This is a genomic window from Laspinema olomoucense D3b, from assembly GCF_025370785.1.
Lineage (GTDB): Bacteria > Cyanobacteriota > Cyanobacteriia > Cyanobacteriales > Laspinemataceae > Laspinema > Laspinema olomoucense.
The window spans coordinates 13,215-33,689 of sequence record NZ_JAMXFA010000019.1; the positions used below are offsets into that span (position 1 = coordinate 13,215).

The following is a 20,475-nucleotide window of genomic DNA, read 5'->3' on the forward strand; positions in this document are numbered from 1 at the left end:
CCTCTCTTTCTTCCGTGAAAATCAGTGAAATCAGTGGTTAAACAATGAACCTCTCTCCCCTCTTTGAACTCGCGCAAGTCTTCCTCAAACTCGGCATCATTGGATTTGGAGGTCCAGCAGCACATATTGCCATGATGGAAGATGAAGTGGTCCATCGGCGGCAATGGTTAACCCAGGAACAATTTCTGGACCTCGTAGGTGCGACTAACTTAATCCCCGGTCCCAATTCCACAGAAATGGCGATTCATATTGGTTATATCTATGCCGGTGGGTTGGGATTAATTGTTGCCGGAACTTGTTTTGTCGTCCCTGCCGTATTAATGACCGCTGCTTTGGCGTGGGGATATGTGCAATTTGGAGAATTACCCCAAGTTTATCCCTTGTTATATGGCATCAAACCGGCAGTTTTAGCAGTTATTTTTACCGCATTGTGGCGCTTGGGGAAAAAGGCGGTGAAGTCTCGGGAATTGCTGATGATTGCGATCGCCACTGCGATGGCAGTCTGGTTCGGTGTGAATGAAGTGTTCGCCTTGTTGTTAGGTGGAATATTGGGTGCAGTTTGGCTAAATTGGCGGACTCAACCGACTTTAAGCGCATGGCTTTTCGGTTTCACTTTATCCCAAACTCCAAATAGTTTATCTCCCGTTCCCGCTGTAACTTCCGAAACCGTTCCTTTGTGGAAATTGGGGTTATTTTTCCTCAAAGTTGGTAGCGTTTTATATGGCAGTGGTTATGTATTAATTGCTTTCTTACAGGGACAATTAGTGGATGAATTTGGATGGTTGACTCAGCAACAGTTATTAGATGCGGTAGCAATGGGTCAAGTCACTCCGGGTCCTTTGCTGACCACGGCAACTTTTATCGGTTATGTGATAGGAGGATTTCCTGGTGCAATTGTCTCGACTTTGGGGATTACTTTGCCATCGTTCCTGTTTGTATTAATTCTGAATCCTTGGATTCCGCGCTTGCGATCGCGTAAATGGACTTCAGCGTTTTTAGATGCGATTAATGTTAGTGCCGTGGCACTTATGGCGGTGGTGACGGTTCAATTAGCGGTGAGCACTTTGCAGATTAATTTTATCGGATTACCGCTATGGACTGCACTGCTCCAGATTGATTGGATTGCGGCTTTGATTGCAGCGATCGCCGCTATTTTTGCCTTAGTTTGGCGCATCAATGCCGCCTGGTTAGTCTTAGGCGGTGCGATCGCAGGTTGGCTGGTGAATCGTCTTTTATAGCCGATTTGAACCCAATTAAACGATTAGGCGAGGGTGAAAAACCCCGCCTAATCGTTTAATCCCTAAGACTTAAGACCGGCCAATTCCCACATAGCGGAACCCTGCTTTTTGCAGCATTTCGCGATCGAGGAAATTACGACCATCAATCATCACCGCATGGTTCATCAATTGCGCCATTTTCTCATAGTTCAAACTTTGGAATTGCTTCCAATCCGTGACCAGAACTAAGGCATCGCAACCATCCGCCAAGCGTTCCGGGTCGGTTTCGACCAACACCCCACTCAAGCCTTGACCAATCCCAGTTTGAGAAACAATGGGGTCATAGGCTTTCACTTTAGCACCGAGACGGTTGAGTTGTTCGATTAAATTCAAGGCTGGTGCATCGCGCATATCGTCCGTATCGGGTTTGAAGGTTAACCCTAACAATCCAACGGTTTTGCCTTTGAGAATTTTCAGTTCATGCTGCAATTTTTCAATGGCAATCTGACGCTGACGTTTGTTAACTTCGATCGCCGCTTTCAGTAACTGAGCATCATAGCCATAGTCATCGGCAGTATGCACCATTGCAGACACATCTTTGGGGAAACAGGAACCCCCCCAACCGATGCCAGCTTGCAGGAATTTCGTGCCAATTCGGGAGTCGAGACCCATGCCTTTGGAGACTTGCACCACATCCGCACCGACGCGATCGCAAACGTTGGCGATTTCGTTGATAAAGCTAATTTTAGTCGCTAAGAAGGCATTAGCGGCATATTTAATCATTTCTGCCGAACTAATGTCCGTCAAAACCACCGGAACTGGGGGTAAAGAAGCATCTTCGGCAAACTTGCGCTGGATGATGGGTTGATAGAGTTCTTCCATCAATTTGAGTGCGCGGGGGTTGTTGCTCCCCAGGACGATGCGATCGGGATTAAAAGTATCATAAACCGCTGACCCTTCCCGCAGGAATTCAGGATTACTGACTACATCAAATTCCACACCCAGTTGTTTGGCAGTTTCGTCTTTAGTGCCACCATTTTGATGCCGTTCCGTGACGCCATCGAGGACAATCATCCGCACCCAGTCACCGGAACCGATAGGAACAGTAGATTTATTGACGATGACTTTATACCCTTTCTGCAGATGAGCACCGATGCCTCGTGCTACGGCTTCTACATAGCGGGTATCACTTTCTCCCGTGGGGAGGGGAGGAGTACCCACCGCAATGAATAAAATCTCACCGTGGGAGACGCCATATTCTAAGTCCGTGGTAAATTCTAACCGTCCGGCTTCCGAGGCTTCTTGCATGATTTCAGACAGTCCCGGTTCATAAATTGGGGACCGTCCGGATTTCATGACTTTGACTTTTTCTTCGTTATTGTCCACACAGATCACATGATGACCCGTGTATGCTAAACAAGCTCCTGTTACTAGGCCAACGTATCCTGTACCAATAACACAAACGCGCATATAAGGTATCTCCTGCAAATTTATAGAAGTCGGTCCCATGAAGAAGGGGGAAAATCTTTAGAAATGGATGGGGGGAGAAATACTCAGGAATCTCTCATTTTGTCCCCCTTTGATTTCGTCCTAACTTTCTATTTTAGGCGATCGCTGATTTTAGCTTCCCTGCTCCTTCATCCCGTCCAATTTTTGTATGCTGCACCCTGAAGTAATCGCGATTATACTCTATCCCATGCGGGGGAATATTTCCACTCCCTAGCTAGATTATTCTCCTACTGAAAGATTACCCCGCATGGTTATGGAGATATCAGGCGATCGCGAAAATCTTCTATGGTCAACCTTAATCCTTCATCCACATGAACTTGTGGCTCCCATCCCAGCCAAGTCTTCGCCAGGGTGATATCAGGTTGGCGTTGACGAGGATCATCTTGGGGAAGGGGCTTAAATTGAATCGGCGCATCGGGATTCACCATTTTCTGGATTTTTTCAGCCAGTTGTAAAATGGTGTATTCATCCGGATTCCCCAAATTCATGGGACCGATATGTTCTCCATTCATCAACCGGATTAACCCTTCTACTAAGTCAGAAACATAGCAGAAACTCCGGGTTTGGGAACCATCTCCATACACGGTTAAAGGAATTCCTCGCAACGCTTGCACCACAAAATTGCTCACCACTCGTCCATCATTTTCTAACATTCTGGACCCGAAGGTGTTAAAAATTCGAGCGACCCGAATATCTACATGATTTTGACGGTGGTAATCAAAACAGAGCGTTTCTGCCACTCGTTTTCCTTCGTCGTAACAGCTCCGAATTCCAATCGTATTGACATTTCCCCGATAGTCTTCAGTTTGAGGATGCACGTCTGGGTCCCCATAGACTTCGGAGGTAGAAGCCATTAAAAGTCGCGCCTTAACTCGCTTGGCGAGTCCCAACATATTCATGGTGCCAATGACGTTTGTTTTAATGGTTTTTACTGGATTGTACTGATAGTGAACCGGCGATGCAGGACAAGCTAAATGATAGATTTGCTGAACTTCTAACCGAATCGGTTCGGTTACATCGTGGCGAATCAGTTCAAAAGAGGGGTTTCCCAACCATTTGCTGATATTTCGCTTATCTCCGGTAAAAAAGTTATCTAGGCATAAAACATCATGCCCTTGTTCCATTAACCGATCAATGAGGTGGGAACCGATAAAACCAGCACCACCCGTAACCAATATTCTCATACTTTTAAGCTACTTAGAGTTAGAACAGACAGAGCCATCGGCTCAAAACCTGGCATCCCGTTAATTTCTTTCTTAAAATAACAAAAAAAGCGCCCTTTTTGGCGCTTTTGAAGCAAAGTTAATTAAAACTTTACGTTTTGTTATATGGCCTTTCTCTTGTGGGTCAATTCCAGTCAGGATCCCCCTAAATCCCCCTTATCAAGGGGGACTTTCTGGGTTTCCCCCCTGGAACAGGGGGACTTTCTCAGGTTTCCCTCTTTCCAAGGGGGGCTAGGGGGGAGCGAATAGACGTATTTCATGAATGTGAAAATTGCTATATAACCCTTAAAACTCCCTGTTTTAACTCCGATCAAGCTTGAGGACAGCCATAAATGCTTCCTGGGGGACATCCACGGTCCCGATCGCCTTGAGGCGTTTCTTACCCTTAGCTTGCTTTTTCAGCAGTTTCTTCTTCCGGGAAATATCCCCCCCATAACATTTGGCTAACACATCCTTCCGCAGGGCGGGAATATTTTCACTGGCAATCACCCGAGACCCAATCGAGGCTTGGAGTGGGACCTTAAATTGATGGCGGGGGATCAGTTCCTTGAGTTTTTCCACCAAGGCGCGGCCCATGACATAGGCTTTGTCGCGATGGACAATCATCGCTAGGGCATCCACCAGGTCATTTTTAATCAAAATATCCATCCGCACCAACGGATTCTCCCGGTAGCCGATGACGTGATATTCCATGCTGGCATACCCGCGCGATCGCGACTTCATCTGGTCAAAAAAGTCCGTCACCACCTCCGCCAACGGCAACTCATACACCAACGTGGTCCGGTCCGGGGTCAGGTACTTCATATCCGTAAACTCCCCACGGCGAGTTTGACAGAGTTCCATCAAAGCCCCAACGTAGGTTTCTGGGGTAATCATCTCCACCCGCACATAAGGCTCCTCGATTTTTTCCCGTTCTTGAGGACCGGGCAAAAGACTGGGATTATCAACGTAAACCTTTTCCCCGTTGATTTTGGTCACCAGATAAACCACCGAGGGAGCAGTGGTAATTAAATCCAGGTCATACTCCCGTTCTAGGCGTTCCTGGACGATTTCCATGTGCAGCAGTCCCAGGAATCCGCAGCGGAACCCAAACCCCATCGCGCTGGAGGTTTCCGGTTCATAAGAGAGGGCGGCATCGTTGAGTTTGAGGCGTTGCAGGGCTTCGCGCAGGTCCTCAAATTGGTCTGCATCCGTGGGAAATAGGCCACAGAAGACCATCGGGTTCGCTTCGGTGTAGCCCGGTAGGGGGGTTTCTGCCGGTTCTTTAGCCAAGGTGATGGTATCCCCAACCCGGGCATCTTCTACAGTTTTGATGGCGGCGGCGAGATAGCCCACTTCCCCGGCGTGAAGTTCGTCTAGGGGTTGTTGGGTGGGGGAGAGGACGCCGATTTCATCGGCATCGTATTCCTTCCCGGCGACCATGAGTCGGACGCGATCGCCTTTTTTGAGAGTCCCATCCATCACCCTAAAATAGGCGATCGCCCCGCGATAGGCATCGTAATAACTATCGAAAATCAAGGCGCGCAAGGGAGCATTCACCGTATCTTTGGGCGCGGGGATCCGATTGACGATCGCCTCCAAAATCTCATCCACCCCGATCCCCTCTTTCGCCGAAGCGAGAATGGCATTGGAGCAATCGAGACCTATGATTTGTTCAATTTCATTTTTAACCCGTTCCGGTTCTGCTCCGGGCAGGTCAATTTTATTCAAAACTGGAATAATTGCTAAATCGTATTCCAGGGCCAAATACAGGTTAGCTAGGGTTTGGGCCTCTACCCCTTGGGAAGCATCCACCACCAACAGCGCCCCTTCACAAGCGGCCAAGGACCGGGAGACTTCGTAGGAAAAATCCACGTGACCCGGGGTATCGATTAAATTGAGGACGTATTTTTCCCCATCTTTTGCCTGATAGTTCATCCGGGCCGCTTGCAGCTTAATCGTGATGCCGCGCTCCCGTTCCAGTTCCATGTTATCGAGGAACTGTTGCTTCATGGCCCGTTTTTCCACTGTGCCGGTCACCTGGAGGAGACGGTCGGCCAAGGTGGATTTTCCGTGGTCGATATGAGCAATGATTGAAAAGTTACGAATGCGAGATACAGGAACGTCGGTCATACGCTTTTGTCAGTTATCGGCGCGATAGGCTTCGGATGCAATGGGCAAGATGGTTTAAACAAGGGTTGTCACCCCCGGTCACTTAGACCCCGGCGATTCCCTTGCCCTCACCCTATTTCTTAACACATTTTAATACTTTTCGGGTCCAGACGGTCCCCCTTTGAGCAGTTTCCCCATTGGCGATCGGACGATCGCATTTGCGCCGTGATTATTAACAGAATTTAATTCTGTGATAGCATCGAGGCTCTAAACCCACTACCGCCCATTGCAACCCGGTTGGCTGGAAAAACAACTCAACCGCTCAAGGGTGAGCCGCCAAGATGCTGGTTAGGGACTTTAAGAGAGCCTAACCCTTGCTCAAGTTCGCTACAAACCCGGTGTTAGCTAGGAGTGATTGCTGGCGATCGCGCTAACGCTAACGACCCACGGGAATCATCCCGTTATCCCCCAAGATGGCTCAATCTCAGTAGATAGATTGGAAGCAGCATCGTACAATAGATAGGATGACATCGCAGGGATTCTCCGGTACTGATCTACCTGAGTTCTCCTGCGGTTCTTCACTGCCGACTCACCAGAGCCGTATTGAGTGCGCGGAACTTGAATTTTGAACTGGCACTCTTTCCCCAGAGACCTGTCACCTTATACCTCAGTTAAGAAATTTAGAACTGTATGAACGATCAGGCTGTGCAATATAGTCGCAACCCCGAAAAAGTAGAGATTTCGATCCATATCGATCCCGAACTGCTCGATCGCGTCAGTCATTTGACCAACGATCCGAGCAAAGTCATTGAAACCGCCCTGCGACAATGGTTACGGGGGGACGCCAGTCGCGATGATGAATTAACGCGCAATTTGACCCGCAATCCTCCGGTTCCCCCCCGTGGAGAGTGGAATGATTGAGATTCCATGCCGGTTCTAGTCGGGGCATTTATGAATTGCCTCAGCTCAGGATGTGCAAAAATAAGGGGTTTTGAAACCCTAGTGATGCCCTTTCGGTGATGATTTTTCCCGTGCCGTGAATGACTCTACACCCCCTGCTTATCCTGCGGAAAATGATTCTAGTTGGTTGCGATCGCTAGGAGCACAACTGGCATTTACTCAAGATGCCTCGGGTTTATATCGAGGATTTTATTGGTCAAATGCTGAAAATTACGGGTTAAATTCCCAGGAAATCGTCGGCACTTTCGTGGGAGAGCGTTTTAAACCCTTAAGCATCACCCCTTATTTAGAACGGGTGGAGCGGGTGTTAAACTCCCGAATTCCTGAGCGGTTTAGCTATCCGTTTCGCTATGGCGATCAATACTTCTTATTTGAACTGGCAATCAGTCCGATTTTTCCGCCTCAAGGAGAACCGCTCGAAGTGCTGGTGATCGGACGGTTACTGCCCAATGCGCTCCTGTGGGGGCAGCAGGAGCAATCCAGCAATTCCCAGGCGATCGCGCTGAATCACTTAGATCGGCATCACAAATTCCTCAATAGCATTTTAGGCAGTATTCGCCGGACTTTGCCTCCGGGTTCGGAACTCTATCAAAAACTTCTGGGGGAAATGGCGCGCAAGATCCGCCGCACCCTGGACCTCAATACGATCTGGAACGAAACCGTCCAGGGTTTGGGGTTAGCATTGGGGGTCAGTCGTTGTATTATCTGTCCCTACCAACTGGGAAACCCAAAAGTGCGGGTGGTGGCAGAGTACATCACTCCACCCTTACTGCCCCTCCAAGGGCAGGACCTCTATCTGGCGGAGCATCCTTCTCTGAACCAGGTTTTGCTGACTCAAGGGGCAGTGATTGTGGGTCATGAGGAGGCGATCGCCTCGGGTCCTGAGTCTATGTTAGTCGTGGCGACGAGCTACCAAGATCGCCCCAATGGCTTAATTTGTCTCGATCGCCCAGGCATCCTCACCGCTCAACAGTTGGATGCACATCCGGCGGAATCCCCCAAAACCACCCCCGCGCGTCCCTGGAGTATGGGCGAAATTGAGTTAGTCCAGGAACTCGCCGAACAAGTCGGCACGGCGATCGCCCATGCCACCCTCTATGAAGAATTAGAAGAAGCTCGTCAAAAAGCCGAAGAAATTTCCCAGATCAAAAGTCAGTTTCTTGCCAATACCTCCCACGAACTGCGGACTCCCCTCAATGGCATTATCGGGTTCCTCAAATTAATTGTGGATGATATGGCCGAAGATGAAGAAGAAAAGCAAGAATTTATTAAAGAAGCCTATCGCAGTGCCGTCCATTTGCTCAATTTAATTAATGATGTTTTGGATATTGCCAAAATTGAAGCAGGCAAGATGGAACTCGATTTAGTTCCGGTGAAACTTGATGAACTTTTAAGCGGAATTGAAAATCATGCTCGCGCTCACGGACAGCAAAAGAATTTAAGTTTCCAGGTTTATAAACCCCGCACGGAAGATGAAATTATTCTCTATGGAAACTATCAACGGTTGTTACAGGTTCTGTTTAATTTAGTCGGAAATGCCATTAAGTTTACCCATGAAGGGGGAATCACGATTACCGCTGAAATTATCGAATACCCGGTATTTTTTCAAGACCAAGAATTTCCAGGAATGGTCTCTATAGCCGTTGCTGACACCGGCATCGGCGTTTCTCTGGATCAACAAGATAAACTGTTTCAATCGTTTTCTCAAGTGGATGGTGAACGAACCCGACGATATGGGGGGACCGGATTAGGACTGGCGATTTCCCAAAGGTTGATTGAAGCAATGGGGGGAGAAGTCAATTTTTATAGCATGGGTGAAGGACTCGGTTCGACGGTGACTTTTACAGTCTTGCTCTATCAAAAACCCGTGATGATTTTTACTCCAAACTCCGAGTCCATTGATTTATTGCTTTAAGGGGTTCCTCCCAGGATTCCCGGAAAAAACAAGACTGTAAATTAGGGCAGGAATTTCCGGGGATTGGGATGGAATATTGTCCCGAAAGACGAATGGGTTTTTGGATGGCGAGATGGGCGATCGCGCCAGACCCGAGGTAGGGAGCTTCACGATATCTTTACATGATCGCCCTCGGGTTAAATCGCCTCAACCCTAATCAATTCCGTAATTATACGGTTGACAGAAGATTATTCTTAAATTATCCTTCCTAAAGATTTTATAAAGATACCGCAAGACACTGGTCATGGAGAGAAAGATCGTGCAAAAATTCCAGTGGACTTGAATATATACCGCTTTCGGGTAGCCAGTTTGCAGGTTGACTCTCCGGCGCTTCTTTCTCAGGGATTTGACTGAATAATCCTCCCAAAGCGATTAGAATCAATACTGACGAGTCTTTAATGATGATAAAAAATATTATGCAACGTTCGGCAAATTGAGCCGATTAGGGGAAGGGTGTCATGTCTGAGAAACAATCCAAAAAATCACAACAGCTCCTACTACAAATTGCTAAAAGTATTCATCGCACGTCTAACTTGGAGCGAATTTGGCAGCAAACTGCCCGCGATTTAGGGAGTGGACTGGGTGCAAGCCGTTGTATTATTTATTCTTATCAGGACGAGAATCGGCCCTTAAAGGTGGTAGCTGAGTATCAGCAACAGGCAATGCCTTCGATGTTGGGATGGGAAGTCAGACTAGAGGAATGTCCAGAAATTGGCAGGGCGATCGCCACCCTTGAACCTGTCCTCGTGGATACAACTCTACCCCAAGAAAATGGCGATCGCTATTCTACTTTGATTGTTCCCACAGCCTATGAAGATCGACCCAATGGCGCGATCGTCTTGTATCATCAAGTCCATAAATCCAGGATTCATCGAGAGCATTGTCCCCTCCTGTGGCGTGAGGCAGAAATCGAATTAGTGCAAGACGTTGCCAAACAAGCAGGCAGTGCGATCGCCTCCGCTACCCTCTATCACCAACTCCAAGAAGCCCGACAACAAGCCCAAGAAGCCGCCCGCCTCAAACATGATTTTTTGGGCAAAATTTCCCACGAATTCCGCACTCCCCTCAACCATATCATCGGATTTCTGCAACTCATTCTCGATGATATGGTAGACGATACCGAAGAACAACGGGAATTTATCCATGAAGCTCACCATAGCGCCCTCCACTTCCTCCACATGATTAATGACGTTTTGGATTTCAATAAACCCAAAACCATTCCCATCCTAGAACTAGAACTCACTCCCATTAATTTACATAAGCTTTTACAAAACATTGAGCGCTGTGCCTTCAATCAAATTGAATCTAAACAGCTCACTTTTAAAATTACTCAGCCCTCTAATTCCCGCAATATTTTCTTACAAGGAAATGAAAAACAGTTGCTTCAAGTCATGTTAAATCTAGTGGGCAATGCGATTAAATTTACCCACCAAGGTGGCATAACTATCGAAGCCGAAACCTTCACTCACAAAGTGCTGAACGACGAGGGAGACCATCCCAATCGGGTAGAAATTCGCATTTCCGATACGGGAATCGGCGTTCCCCTAGAATATCAATCGCGACTCTTTGAACCGTTTTTTCGAGTTCATGAAGCCTATACCAGTCCCTACCCCGGCACAGGTCTAGGTCTATCCCTATCCAAAAAAATTATCGAAGGTATGGGCGGTGAGATTCACTTTTATAGTATGGGGGAAGGACTCGGCTCAACCGTCACCGTGAATCTGCCCCTAGCTGCCCCCTGCTTAAGTTCTAAATCCTCCCCGGAGATTAGCCCCTCCCTCAACCTCCATTCCACTCCTATCCGAGAAGAACGCCGATAGTGCAGGTCTTCAGGGACACAAATGCAGAAATTTGGTAAAAAACTTAGTTTGTCTTCCCTGGGCTTTACCCCCGGACTCGGTAAACCCCAGACGGCGATTCCCTCTACACCGATACCACAACCAGCCCAGTCAGCTTGTACCCTAAAAGAAGGTCAACATTGAGAAACTAAGGGCAAACATGACAGAACAAGCTAACCCCCGTGATTTATTTCGGGCAGCCTACGAAAACCGTTACACATGGGACTCTAACTTTCCCGGATATCGGGCCGAACTCCAAGTCAAACAGGCAGAAGAAACCTATACCGGCCAAATTCACATTAAAGGTGACCTCACCGTAGAAGTCAGCGGAATCGACAACGAAGAAGTGCAACAAAGCGTCTATACCCAATTGCGGGATATCGTCACCCACCGCAAACGGAGCCAATTTGAGGACGCCCACGGCAAAAACAGCTTTAGCGCTGGGGAATCCGATGACACCGATGCCATAGAAATCCTGGTCAAAGGGGATGCGATGGGGTCTAACTACAAAATCCGAGGGACCGAAATCTGCCAAGTCAGCCGAGTCATGGGCCGCATGGCGTTTACGATTGATACCGCAGAAAGTCTGGATACTGGCGAAGGCTATGTTGCCACCCGCTATCATGTCGTATTCCGCAATGCTCAAACGAACGACCTGATCCGAGAACTCGACTTTGAGGATACCTACGACAAATTTGGAGATTATTACCTGATGACCCATCAAGTCATCCACTCCAAAGAAAATGACACCGTAACTACTACTGAGTTCAAATTCTCCAGCATTAAACTCTTAGAACCCGCAATGGTTTAAGGCAGCAACAGGGTCTGGGGTGGCCCGAATTCTTGGACCCCCCAGACGTTGCGAACCTCTCCCCTCCGTGAAAATCCGTGAAATCTGTGGTTCACCTCCAAAATTCCTCCTCTTCCTAAACGCGATCGCCCCTTACCCTATCCCGGCTTTTACCCAGAACCGTTAAAATGTGCACAGGACCGTAAACCTAGAACCAGGAGAATTTATGTCTGAAACAATGGCACTAACTTCGGAAAATGTCGAATCTGTATTAGATGGACTGCGCCCCTACTTGATGGCGGATGGCGGAAATGTCGAACTGGTAGAACTGGAGGGTCCAATTGTCAAGCTGCGACTCCAAGGCGCCTGCGGATCCTGCCCGAGTTCTGCCATGACTTTAAGAATGGGGATCGAACGCAAATTGCGCGAATGCATCCCTGAGATTGCTGAAGTGGAACAAGTGCTGTAAGTTCAGAAGGAATTGACGATCGCCCGAGGGTAAAGAATGTTCACAGCAAGCAGTCTGTGCGAAGAACTACTCAACCCTAACGGGCGATCGCCATCTCCTGTCCTCATCACTTCTTCTTACTATGCCTCACCCGCTCTATGTAGCCTTTATTTGGCATCAGCATCAGCCCCTCTATAAAAGCCGAATTGGGGGGCAGTATCGATTGCCTTGGGTGCGTCTGCACGGCACAAAAGATTATTTAGATTTAGTGCTGATCTTGAGTCGGTATCCTAAACTCCGTCAAACCGTGAACTTAGTACCGTCCTTAATTTTACAGCTAGAAGACTATATCGAAGGCACGGCATTTGATCCTTACCTGACTGCCGCCCTCACTCCAGAAAACCAGCTTACCCTGGAACAAAAACATTTTATTGTTGAGCATTTCTTTGATGGGAACCATCGCACCTTAGTCGATCCCCATCCCCGGTATGCTGAATTGTACGCTCAACGGCAGCACGAGGGCCGGGGATGGTGTTTGGAACATTGGGGCGATCGCGACTATGGCGATTTGCTGGCATGGCACAATCTCGCCTGGATTGACCCGATCTTTTGGGATGACCCCGAGATTGAAGGATGGTTAAAACAAGGCCGGAATTTCACCCTGAGCGATCGCCAGCGCATCTATTCCAAGCAGCGTGAGATTATCAGCAAAATTATCCCCCAACATCGTCAGATGCAGGAAGCGGGCCAGTTGGAGGTGATTACTTCCCCTTATACTCATCCAATTTTACCCTTACTGGCCGATACTAATGCCGGTCGGGTGGCGATTCCCAATATGGAATTACCCCAGCATCGCTTCCAGTGGTCGGAAGATATTCCCCGTCACTTAAGCAAAGCTTGGACAATGTATCAAGAGCGATTCGGACAAAATCCCCGGGGGTTATGGCCTTCGGAACAGGCGGTCAGTCCTGAGATTTTACCCTATATTGCTGAACAAGGGTTTAAATGGATCTGTTCCGATGAAGCAGTTTTAGGCTGGACTTTGCAGCACTTTTTCCATCGGGATGGCGCGGGGAATCTGTTTGAACCGGAATATTTGTATCGTCCTTATCGGTTAGAAACACCCCAAGGGGATTTATCGATTGTATTCCGGGACCATCGCTTATCGGATTTGATTGGGTTTACTTATGGTGCGATGGAACCGAGGCGGGCGGCATCGGATTTGGTGGGGCATTTAGAGGCGATCGCTTATTCCCTGAAACAGCGACAAGCAGCCGGTCCAGAAACTGGGTTAGAACAGCCTTGGTTAGTCACCATCGCCCTGGATGGAGAAAACTGCTGGGAATTTTATCAGCGAGATGGTGAACCGTTCTTAAATTCCCTCTATGAGAAGCTGAGTCATCATCAGGGGATTGAGTTAGTCACCGTGGCGGAGTTTATCGAGAAATTCCCTCCCACGGCGGCCCTACCCAGCAATCGTCTACATAGTGGCTCTTGGGTTGATGGCAGTCTCACAACCTGGATCGGCGACCAGGCAAAAAATAAAGCCTGGGATTTGTTACAACCGGCGCGGCAGATGCTGGCCCAACATCCAGAAGCAACGGAAGAAGCTAATCCGGAAGCCTGGGAAGCGTTGTATGCGGCTGAGGGTTCGGATTGGTTCTGGTGGTTTGGCGAAGGTCATTCCTCTAACCAAGATGCGATGTTCGATCAGTTGTTCCGGGAACATCTAGCGGCGATTTATCAGGCACTTGGTGAGCCAGTTCCCGAGAATGTCCTATCCCCGGTGGAAGACCATGAACGAGAAGGCGATCGCCGTCCACAAAGTTTCATCCATCCGATTATTGATGGCATCGGAGACGAACAGGACTGGGATAAAGCCGGTCGGATCGAAATCGGCGGTGCCCGGGGGACCATGCATCGCAGCAGTGCCATTCAGCGGGTGTGGTATGGGGTCGATCACCTGCATTTCTATCTGCGAATTGATTTTAAAACCGGGACAGAAATCGGCAAAGATTGCCCCCCGGAATTAAATTTGTTGTGGTACTATCCCGATCGCCCGATGAGTATCAGTCCCATGCCTTTATCACAAAGACCCGATCGCGAACCCTTTAACTACCTCTTCCATCACCATCTCGGCATTAACTTAGTGAGTCAATCGGTATCGTTCCAACAAGCCCGGGACCATCATCAGTGGCATCCCCGCAAGGGTCGCGCCCAAGTCGCCTTAAATAAATGCCTAGAAATCGCCATTCCCTGGGCCGATTTACCCACGGATCCCGATTGGACCATCCACTTAATGCTGGTCTTATCTAATGGAGGTCAATTCCAAGATGGGGTCACCGAGGATCATTTAATTCCCCTTCAAATGCCGTAATTGCGATCGCTAGTCTAAATGAATTTGACAATTCCGGAGACAATTCCGGAAAGGAGTGAGAGCCTTTTTCTTCCGTTCAGCTATAGGGAGAAAGATGCTCCCACTCCTTAATTTTAAGCATTTAACCCTGGGGAATTTCCTCAATATAAGCGTGAGCATCTAGGTGAACTTGACCCGGAACAATCCTCAATCCTCGCAGCCGGACCGACATTCCCGAGGATAGCTCAAAATTAGAAATATTGAGCAGATATTCGCATTTTTTCAATAACGCCTGGGTCATTTCTGGGGAGAGTTCATTGCCATCCAGGTACTCAATTTCCCGTAAACGCGCCCCAGTTCCATCGGCTTGGACCTCCGGTATGGCAGTAAATTCTACCTGACGAGTTTCTCCGGTTTCCCGGAACAAGACGCCGATACTGAGTCGGACTTTACCCTCACCGGGAAGGCTAAAATCAACCTGTTGAGCGTCCAAAGTCAGGGGTTTGCCATCAACGGTGATGGCAAAATTCTGAAGTTTTTCTTGAATAAAATCTGAATCAAAGGCTCCCTTAATATCCTCTTCATTCAAAACCACTGCAACCGTGGCTTCTGTGGGTTCTTCTAATTGAATATTTCCGAGGGCGGCCAAGAAAGGATTGACGGATATTTTTCCGGTTTTTATATCCAGCTTTTCCATTCTTAACTCTTGTTTCATCACCATCCCTTCCCCGGAAATTTCCACGGTTTCTAACTCGCCGCTCAATAACTTAGCGGGGTCAGACTGCACCGAAACATCCAGGGTTTTAAAATCATCAACTTGACTGGAAATCGCTAATTTGGCGGCGGCATTAATAGCGCGATCCTGTAGGGACTCTTCTTGAATCATCGGGGTGAGTTCTCAGTAATTATAGGGTGTATATTCACCATAAGCGATCGCCTCTGTTCTGAGTTCTGTCTATTGGGTTAATTTAACGTTAATTTTAAATCTCTCCGCAGAGTTAGGTCAAATTTAGCTAAACTCACTCAGAATCGCTCTCATCTCAAGAAGACCTCTAGCAAAATACTGCAAGAGGTCTCTTGAGATTTACCTCAGTTTAGCTAGACGTGATCTTAATCTTCCTCCCCAACCTGATAAACGTTTTCAGCCAACATCACGGGACGGTTTTCAAACTCCTCAGATAAGAGTCTTTGCATCTCGGGAGTCCACCCTCTGATATCCAAATCTCTCTCTATGTCTGCCATGACAAAGGGACGAACTTCACCCGTCACAACGATATCTTCTCCGGCATTAATCCGGTTAGCTTCTGGGGGAAGTAACACCAGAACATCTCCGCCACCAATTAACTTATCTTGTTGTAATAACATGGCATTGAAGTTAAAATACTCATTGAGTTCCCCTTCTACCGCAATGGTTCGCCCGTAAAACTCTTCTGGATTGTCTGCAATCTGGCTCGGATCCGGGGCTAAGGCAATGGATTCGGCGACAATTACAGGTCTCTGGTCATATTCGACATACTGATCCGGATTCCAAAAATCCCAGCCAAAATCTTTCTCAAGTTCCGCAACTCGCATTTGTCGGACTTCACCTGTCACCTGAAGGGAAATATTTTCATTCTCAGGGGGGACAAGGGGTTGTCCAGTATTGTTAACGACTAAGACTTCTGAGCCGCCAAAGAATAAAAATCCACCCCGAGTAAGTTTAAAAGCATTATCGTCGATGCTTTCTTTGAAATCGCCTCGAATGGTCACCGTCTGTCCATAAAATTCTTCCGGGGAACCGGCAACATTTTCGAGGGTAAGTACGGAAGAATTGGCGGGTTCAGTTCCCATTTGGGCTGCGGCTTTTCTAGGTAAACCGGGAACCAAGGTAGCGGTCATCAAGGCTAAGGCGATCGCCACTCCCATCTTATTTCCCATGCGGGTTTTATTTTTGAGCGGGGTTAAATTATTAAGCATATTGAGGTAACCTCTAGTTGACTGATTATTTAAAATGAGTCCTCCGGTTTGGGATCTTCATTTTGAAAAAACCGGCCTGTTTATTTAAACTGGACTTCATTTCTATTGTGTTCACTAACTAGGAGATTCTTCCTCTATCTTTAGAAGAGTTTTCATCCTCTTTCTAAAAGAGTAGATGTGATGATCGACTCCCACATGAACCGCCTTTGGGAGAGGGGGTTGGGTCCCGGGCCAAAGGCCGGGATTTGACTTGAACCGAGTTATCCAAACCGAACAGAATCCTGAAGCCGATCGCCTAGTAGGGGCGATGTGTTCAGGATTGATTGAGACTCCTAGGAGGGGGCGATCGCTCCCCCTGATGAGCCCGAGGGTCAATTTATTGAGCCGTAGGATAGAACCCATCGGCTACTAATACAAGGCGATCGCTATACTCAGACTGGATGCGTTGTTGCATTTCAGCATCCCAGTTTAAATTATACTCACTTTGCAACGCCGCCATATCCAAGGGGCGCAGTTCCCCAGTGACCACAATATCGCGATTTTCTGGGATGATCTGCCCTTGGTCAGCATTGATCACAATCACCTTGTCACCCTCGAAACTAAAGGTATTAGGCGCTAACATTTCACCCACTTGGCCCTCCATCGCAACCGAGCGATTCAAGAAGGCATCGGGATTGTCAGACACTTGGTCCGCGTTCGGAGACAGGGCCATAGACTTAGCCACGATCGCCGGTTGATCCTCATACTCACTATACAACTGCGGATCTAAGTTAAATCCGAACTCTGAATTGATCTCCTCCCTGCGGAATTGACGGACTTCTCCAGTCACTTGGACCCGCATATCATCAGCATCAGGAATTGCAAAGGGCGCGCCGGTAGAATTGATGACCAGAATCCCATTCCCCCCTACAGCGCGGTCATCACTCATTAAAAAGGTGTCACGAGAGGTACCCATTTCGGCCACATCTCCACGCACATTCACGGTTTGACCGATAAAGTTTTCTGGATTAGAGGAGATATTTTCGGTGGTAGCCGCCAGTTTATCCCCCTCCATTGCCGTCGAGCCTTCTCCCGTGGTCATTCCCGGTTGTCCCGGACTCGTCCCTATCGGTTCTTTTCCCGGCGCTGGGGGTCTCGACTCTTCGTATTCGGTGGTTGTAGGTTGCTGCTCGGTCTCATTGTAGCCTTGGTTATCTTGCTGACAAGCTGGTAACAACAGGGCAAATAGTCCCAACGCTAGAACACTGGTGCGAAGGCCGCCTTTTATTCCCTTAATAATCATAATTTTCTGGGCTCCTAATTTACTGTTATAACCCCTGGCTCGTAGAAGGGCCGAATTAATTTCTGGCAATTCCTACGTTGAGGGTCGGCTACTGAGTATTTATTTGTTAGGTAAATTTATAATAGGAAGAATAACCCGGGGATCGCCTCTATCCACAGAGGAGTTTTAGCCTCTCTCCAATTAGGTATCCAAATGAGGGGAAATGAATCTTGAGCCTTTACCTGGGCGAACCCGGTTGAAATAGTTTAAATAAAACTGGCTAGATTTAGACCTATCTCATACCAAATCCGCTTGTTAAAAGTCGTTTTTATCCCATAGCGGGCTGAGGCAGGCTTTGTCCCTGTAGACCCACCCTTGAGGGTGTGGGTTTTTATAGGTCTTTGAAAACCGGATTCCGTATCAGTTCGGGAAAGCAATATTGCAAAAATTTTATAAAATAAAAAGATGCTCTAGAGTTTGCTTAGTTCTTTGAATTTTGAATTAAATTAATATGCCCCAATATTTTGGAAAACTTCCCACAACAGAACAGCCTTGGACCAGCCTCCCATCGGTGCAAACGGTCAAGGAACTTGAAAACCACATTTACTTTAATTGTGGGAGTCAAACCCTTGTGATTAACGCAGTGGCCCCGAATTTAATCCGCGTGCGAATGTCCCCAACTGGAGCACTGTCTCACCCGCGATCGTGGGCCGTGACTCAGGAGGAGGACTGGCCTCCAGTGGCGTTAACGGTACAGCAGCATCCCGATTCTACAGAAATTATCACGGACCGAATACGGGTGGCAGTCGCTCACAATCCCTGTCGCCTCACTTGTTTTGACCGCCAGGACCAACCCTTTGCCCGAGATATGGACCCGGGGATAAGCTGGCGGCAAGGGGCCGTTGCTAACTGGAAACAAATCGAAGCAGGGGAACATTTCTATGGGTTTGGGGAACGCACGGGATTGTTAGATCAGCGATCGCAAGTCCGAACCAACTGGACCACCGATGCCCTAGATTATGATATCCTCACCGATGAAATGTATCAGGCCATTCCCTTCTTCATGGCGCTGCGTCCCGGCGTCGGATATGGCATCTTTTTCAACACCACCTTTTGGAGCCAATTTGATTTAGGTGCATCCCAACCCGGGGTCTGGAGTATGGAAACCCGAGGCGGTGAGCTGGACTATTATATCATCTACGGTCCTGAACCCGCAGAAATTCTAGCAACTTATACTCAGCTTACGGGCCGGATGCCGATGCCGCCCAAATGGGCGCTGGGATATCACCAATGCCGCTGGAGTTACGACTCCGAAACCGAAGTGCGAGAGTTGGCCCAAACCTTTCGCGATCGCCGAATTCCCTGCGATGTCATTCACTTAGATATCGACTATATGCGCGGATATCGCGTCTTTACCTGGAGTCCGAAACGCTTCCCAGACGCGGCGAAACTGATTGCCGAGTTGCGTGAGAATGGGTTCAAAACCGTCACCATTATCGATCCGGGGGTGAAATATGAACCCGAGGGAGATTACCCAGTCTTCGACGAAGGACGCGATCGCGACTATTTCGTTCGCAACCCTGATGGTTCAATCTTTCACGGGTATGTGTGGCCCGATAAAGCCGTGTTTCCCGATTTCCTGAATCCGGATGTCCAACAGTGGTGGGGAGACTGGCACAAAACCCTCACCGATATCGGGATTGCCGGAATTTGGAATGATATGAACGAACCGGCGATCGAAAACCGTCCCTTTGGAGATGACGGCCATAAAATTTGGTTTCCCTTAGATGCACTACAAGGACCGCCAGAAGACCGCGCCACCCATTTAGAAGTGCATAATCTCTATGGTCAGATGATGGCAAAGTCCTGCTATCAAGGATTGCGACGACATCGACCGAATCAGCGATCGTTTGTGCTAACGCGATCGGGATTTGCAGGAATTCAACGCTGGTCCTCAGTCTGGATGGGGGATAATCAATCCCTCTGGGAACATTTGGAAATGTCCCTGCCAATGTTATGTAATATGGGCTTATCCGGCGTCGCTTTCGTCGGTTGTGATATTGGCGGATTTGCCGGAAATGCCACCGCTGAACTGTTTGCCCGATGGATGCAGGTGGGAATGCTCTATCCCTTAATGCGGGCGCATTCCGCGTTAAATACAGCCCGTCATGAACCCTGGGTTTTTGGCGATCGCGTGGAACGGATCTGTCGCGAATACATCGAATTACGCTATCAGTTGCTTCCTTACTTGTATAGCTTGTTCTGGGAAGCGGCAACCACCGGAGCACCGATTTTGCGGCCTTTACTGTATCATTTCCCCAATGAACCTCAAACTTATCAAATTCAAGACCAGGTAATGCTGGGACCGTCCCTGATGGCCGCCCCAGTGTATCGTCCCGGCGTCCAATGTCGGGCGGTTTATTTACCTTCGGGAGTTTGGTATAATTGGTGGACCGGAGAGCAACACCAAGGACCGGGATATATTTTAGCCGATGCACCATTGGAACGAATGCCCCTGTTTGTTCCCGCCGGGGCAATTATACCACTGGGTCCGGTGATGCAATATGCCGACGAACGTCCCCTAGAGCGTCTTACAGTTCGAGTCTGGCCGGTGACGGGGCTGGAAACCTTGCACAAAACCTTTGTCCTCTATGAAGATGATGGTCATAGCTTAGACTATGAAACCGGCAGTCAAGTGATGACCACCTATACATTACAGCAGTCTGCACAAGAACTGGTATTCAATATCTCCGCCCGCACAGGAAATTGGACCCCACCCCCCCGAGAGGTAGTGATTGAAGTCCTAGGATTTGGGGAACAGCGCTTTATGGATGATGAAGGCGATCGGCAATTACGATTCCTACTCTAACAG

General features: G+C 48.3%; 14 protein-coding genes. 8 read left to right on the forward strand and 6 right to left on the reverse strand.

The features are described 5' to 3' along the window. The first annotated feature begins 44 nt into the window (after positions 1-44). Complete coding sequence (gene chrA / locus NG792_RS15440; protein ID WP_261235966.1) at positions 45-1,238, forward strand: chromate efflux transporter; 1,194 nt, start codon at positions 45-47, stop codon at positions 1,236-1,238. Positions 1,239-1,307: 69 nt separating this feature from the next. Here the strand turns inward: chrA and NG792_RS15445 are convergent, their stop codons facing one another. From NG792_RS15445 to lepA, 3 genes are all read right to left on the reverse strand, one after another. Then, on the reverse strand, positions 1,308-2,687 hold the full coding sequence (locus NG792_RS15445; protein ID WP_261235967.1) for a UDP-glucose dehydrogenase family protein: 1,380 nt from the start codon (positions 2,685-2,687) through the stop codon (positions 1,308-1,310). 290 nt (positions 2,688-2,977) lie between these two features. Continuing rightward, positions 2,978-3,910 (reverse strand): UDP-glucuronic acid decarboxylase family protein, encoded by a 933-nt coding sequence (locus NG792_RS15450; protein ID WP_261235968.1) that lies wholly within the window; start codon positions 3,908-3,910, stop codon positions 2,978-2,980. A 339-nt stretch (positions 3,911-4,249) separates the two neighbouring features. Continuing rightward, positions 4,250-6,061 carry a translation elongation factor 4 gene (gene lepA / locus NG792_RS15455; RefSeq protein WP_261197728.1) on the reverse strand — a complete coding sequence of 604 codons (1,812 nt, stop codon included), beginning with the start codon at positions 6,059-6,061 and terminating at the stop codon, positions 4,250-4,252. Positions 6,062-6,730: 669 nt separating this feature from the next. Here lepA and NG792_RS15460 point away from each other — a divergent pair. From NG792_RS15460 to NG792_RS15485, 6 genes are all read left to right on the forward strand, one after another. Beyond that, positions 6,731-6,961: a hypothetical protein gene (locus tag NG792_RS15460; protein WP_261197729.1), complete on the forward strand. Its 231-nt coding sequence runs from the start codon at positions 6,731-6,733 to the stop codon at positions 6,959-6,961. Between the two features lie 115 nt (positions 6,962-7,076). Then, positions 7,077-8,915: a GAF domain-containing sensor histidine kinase gene (locus tag NG792_RS15465; RefSeq protein WP_261235969.1), complete on the forward strand. Its 1,839-nt coding sequence runs from the start codon at positions 7,077-7,079 to the stop codon at positions 8,913-8,915. Positions 8,916-9,412: 497 nt separating this feature from the next. Further along, positions 9,413-10,774, forward strand: coding sequence for a GAF domain-containing sensor histidine kinase (locus tag NG792_RS15470; RefSeq protein ID WP_261235970.1), 1,362 nt, complete (start codon positions 9,413-9,415; stop codon positions 10,772-10,774). 178 nt (positions 10,775-10,952) lie between these two features. Continuing rightward, positions 10,953-11,603, forward strand: a complete 651-nt coding sequence (locus tag NG792_RS15475; RefSeq protein WP_261197732.1) for a DUF3386 domain-containing protein — start codon at positions 10,953-10,955, stop codon at positions 11,601-11,603. Between the two features lie 205 nt (positions 11,604-11,808). Beyond that, a complete protein-coding gene (locus NG792_RS15480) occupies positions 11,809-12,051 on the forward strand; it encodes a NifU family protein (RefSeq protein ID WP_261197733.1) in 243 nt (80 codons plus the stop codon). Positions 12,052-12,172: 121 nt separating this feature from the next. Continuing rightward, a complete protein-coding gene (locus NG792_RS15485; protein ID WP_261235971.1) occupies positions 12,173-14,407 on the forward strand; it encodes a glycoside hydrolase in 2,235 nt (744 codons plus the stop codon). 121 nt (positions 14,408-14,528) lie between these two features. Here NG792_RS15485 and NG792_RS15490 read toward each other — a convergent pair whose 3' ends face one another. The 3 genes from NG792_RS15490 to NG792_RS15500 all read right to left on the reverse strand — a co-directional run bounded on the left by NG792_RS15490 (position 14,529) and on the right by NG792_RS15500 (position 17,624). Then, positions 14,529-15,272, reverse strand: coding sequence for an LmeA family phospholipid-binding protein (locus NG792_RS15490; RefSeq protein WP_261235972.1), 744 nt, complete (start codon positions 15,270-15,272; stop codon positions 14,529-14,531). Positions 15,273-15,496: 224 nt separating this feature from the next. Continuing rightward, positions 15,497-16,342 (reverse strand): hypothetical protein, encoded by an 846-nt coding sequence (locus NG792_RS15495; protein WP_261235973.1) that lies wholly within the window; start codon positions 16,340-16,342, stop codon positions 15,497-15,499. A 376-nt stretch (positions 16,343-16,718) separates the two neighbouring features. Next, complete coding sequence (locus tag NG792_RS15500) at positions 16,719-17,624, reverse strand: hypothetical protein (protein WP_261235974.1); 906 nt, start codon at positions 17,622-17,624, stop codon at positions 16,719-16,721. A gap of 490 nt (positions 17,625-18,114) precedes the next feature. On the opposite strand from NG792_RS15500, the gene NG792_RS15505 reads away from it, so the two are divergent. Then, on the forward strand, positions 18,115-20,472 hold the full coding sequence (locus NG792_RS15505; protein WP_261235975.1) for a glycoside hydrolase family 31 protein: 2,358 nt from the start codon (positions 18,115-18,117) through the stop codon (positions 20,470-20,472). Positions 20,473-20,475: the final 3 nt, after the last annotated feature.

Excerpts from the sequence above, each read along its gene's own strand:
- chrA (WP_261235966.1), top strand. The coding sequence starts at position 45 with ATGAACCTCTCTCCCCTCTTTGAACTCGCGCAAGTCTTCCTCAAACTC.
- NG792_RS15445 (WP_261235967.1), bottom strand. The coding sequence starts at position 2,687 with ATGCGCGTTTGTGTTATTGGTACAGGATACGTTGGCCTAGTAACAGGA.
- NG792_RS15450 (WP_261235968.1), bottom strand. The coding sequence starts at position 3,910 with ATGAGAATATTGGTTACGGGTGGTGCTGGTTTTATCGGTTCCCACCTC.
- lepA (WP_261197728.1), bottom strand. The coding sequence starts at position 6,061 with ATGACCGACGTTCCTGTATCTCGCATTCGTAACTTTTCAATCATTGCT.
- NG792_RS15460 (WP_261197729.1), top strand. The coding sequence starts at position 6,731 with ATGAACGATCAGGCTGTGCAATATAGTCGCAACCCCGAAAAAGTAGAG.
- NG792_RS15470 (WP_261235970.1), top strand. The coding sequence starts at position 9,413 with ATGTCTGAGAAACAATCCAAAAAATCACAACAGCTCCTACTACAAATT.
- NG792_RS15475 (WP_261197732.1), top strand. The coding sequence starts at position 10,953 with ATGACAGAACAAGCTAACCCCCGTGATTTATTTCGGGCAGCCTACGAA.
- NG792_RS15480 (WP_261197733.1), top strand. The coding sequence starts at position 11,809 with ATGTCTGAAACAATGGCACTAACTTCGGAAAATGTCGAATCTGTATTA.
- NG792_RS15485 (WP_261235971.1), top strand. The coding sequence starts at position 12,173 with ATGCCTCACCCGCTCTATGTAGCCTTTATTTGGCATCAGCATCAGCCC.
- NG792_RS15490 (WP_261235972.1), bottom strand. The coding sequence starts at position 15,272 with ATGATTCAAGAAGAGTCCCTACAGGATCGCGCTATTAATGCCGCCGCC.
- NG792_RS15495 (WP_261235973.1), bottom strand. The coding sequence starts at position 16,342 with ATGCTTAATAATTTAACCCCGCTCAAAAATAAAACCCGCATGGGAAAT.
- NG792_RS15500 (WP_261235974.1), bottom strand. The coding sequence starts at position 17,624 with ATGATTATTAAGGGAATAAAAGGCGGCCTTCGCACCAGTGTTCTAGCG.
- NG792_RS15505 (WP_261235975.1), top strand. The coding sequence starts at position 18,115 with ATGCCCCAATATTTTGGAAAACTTCCCACAACAGAACAGCCTTGGACC.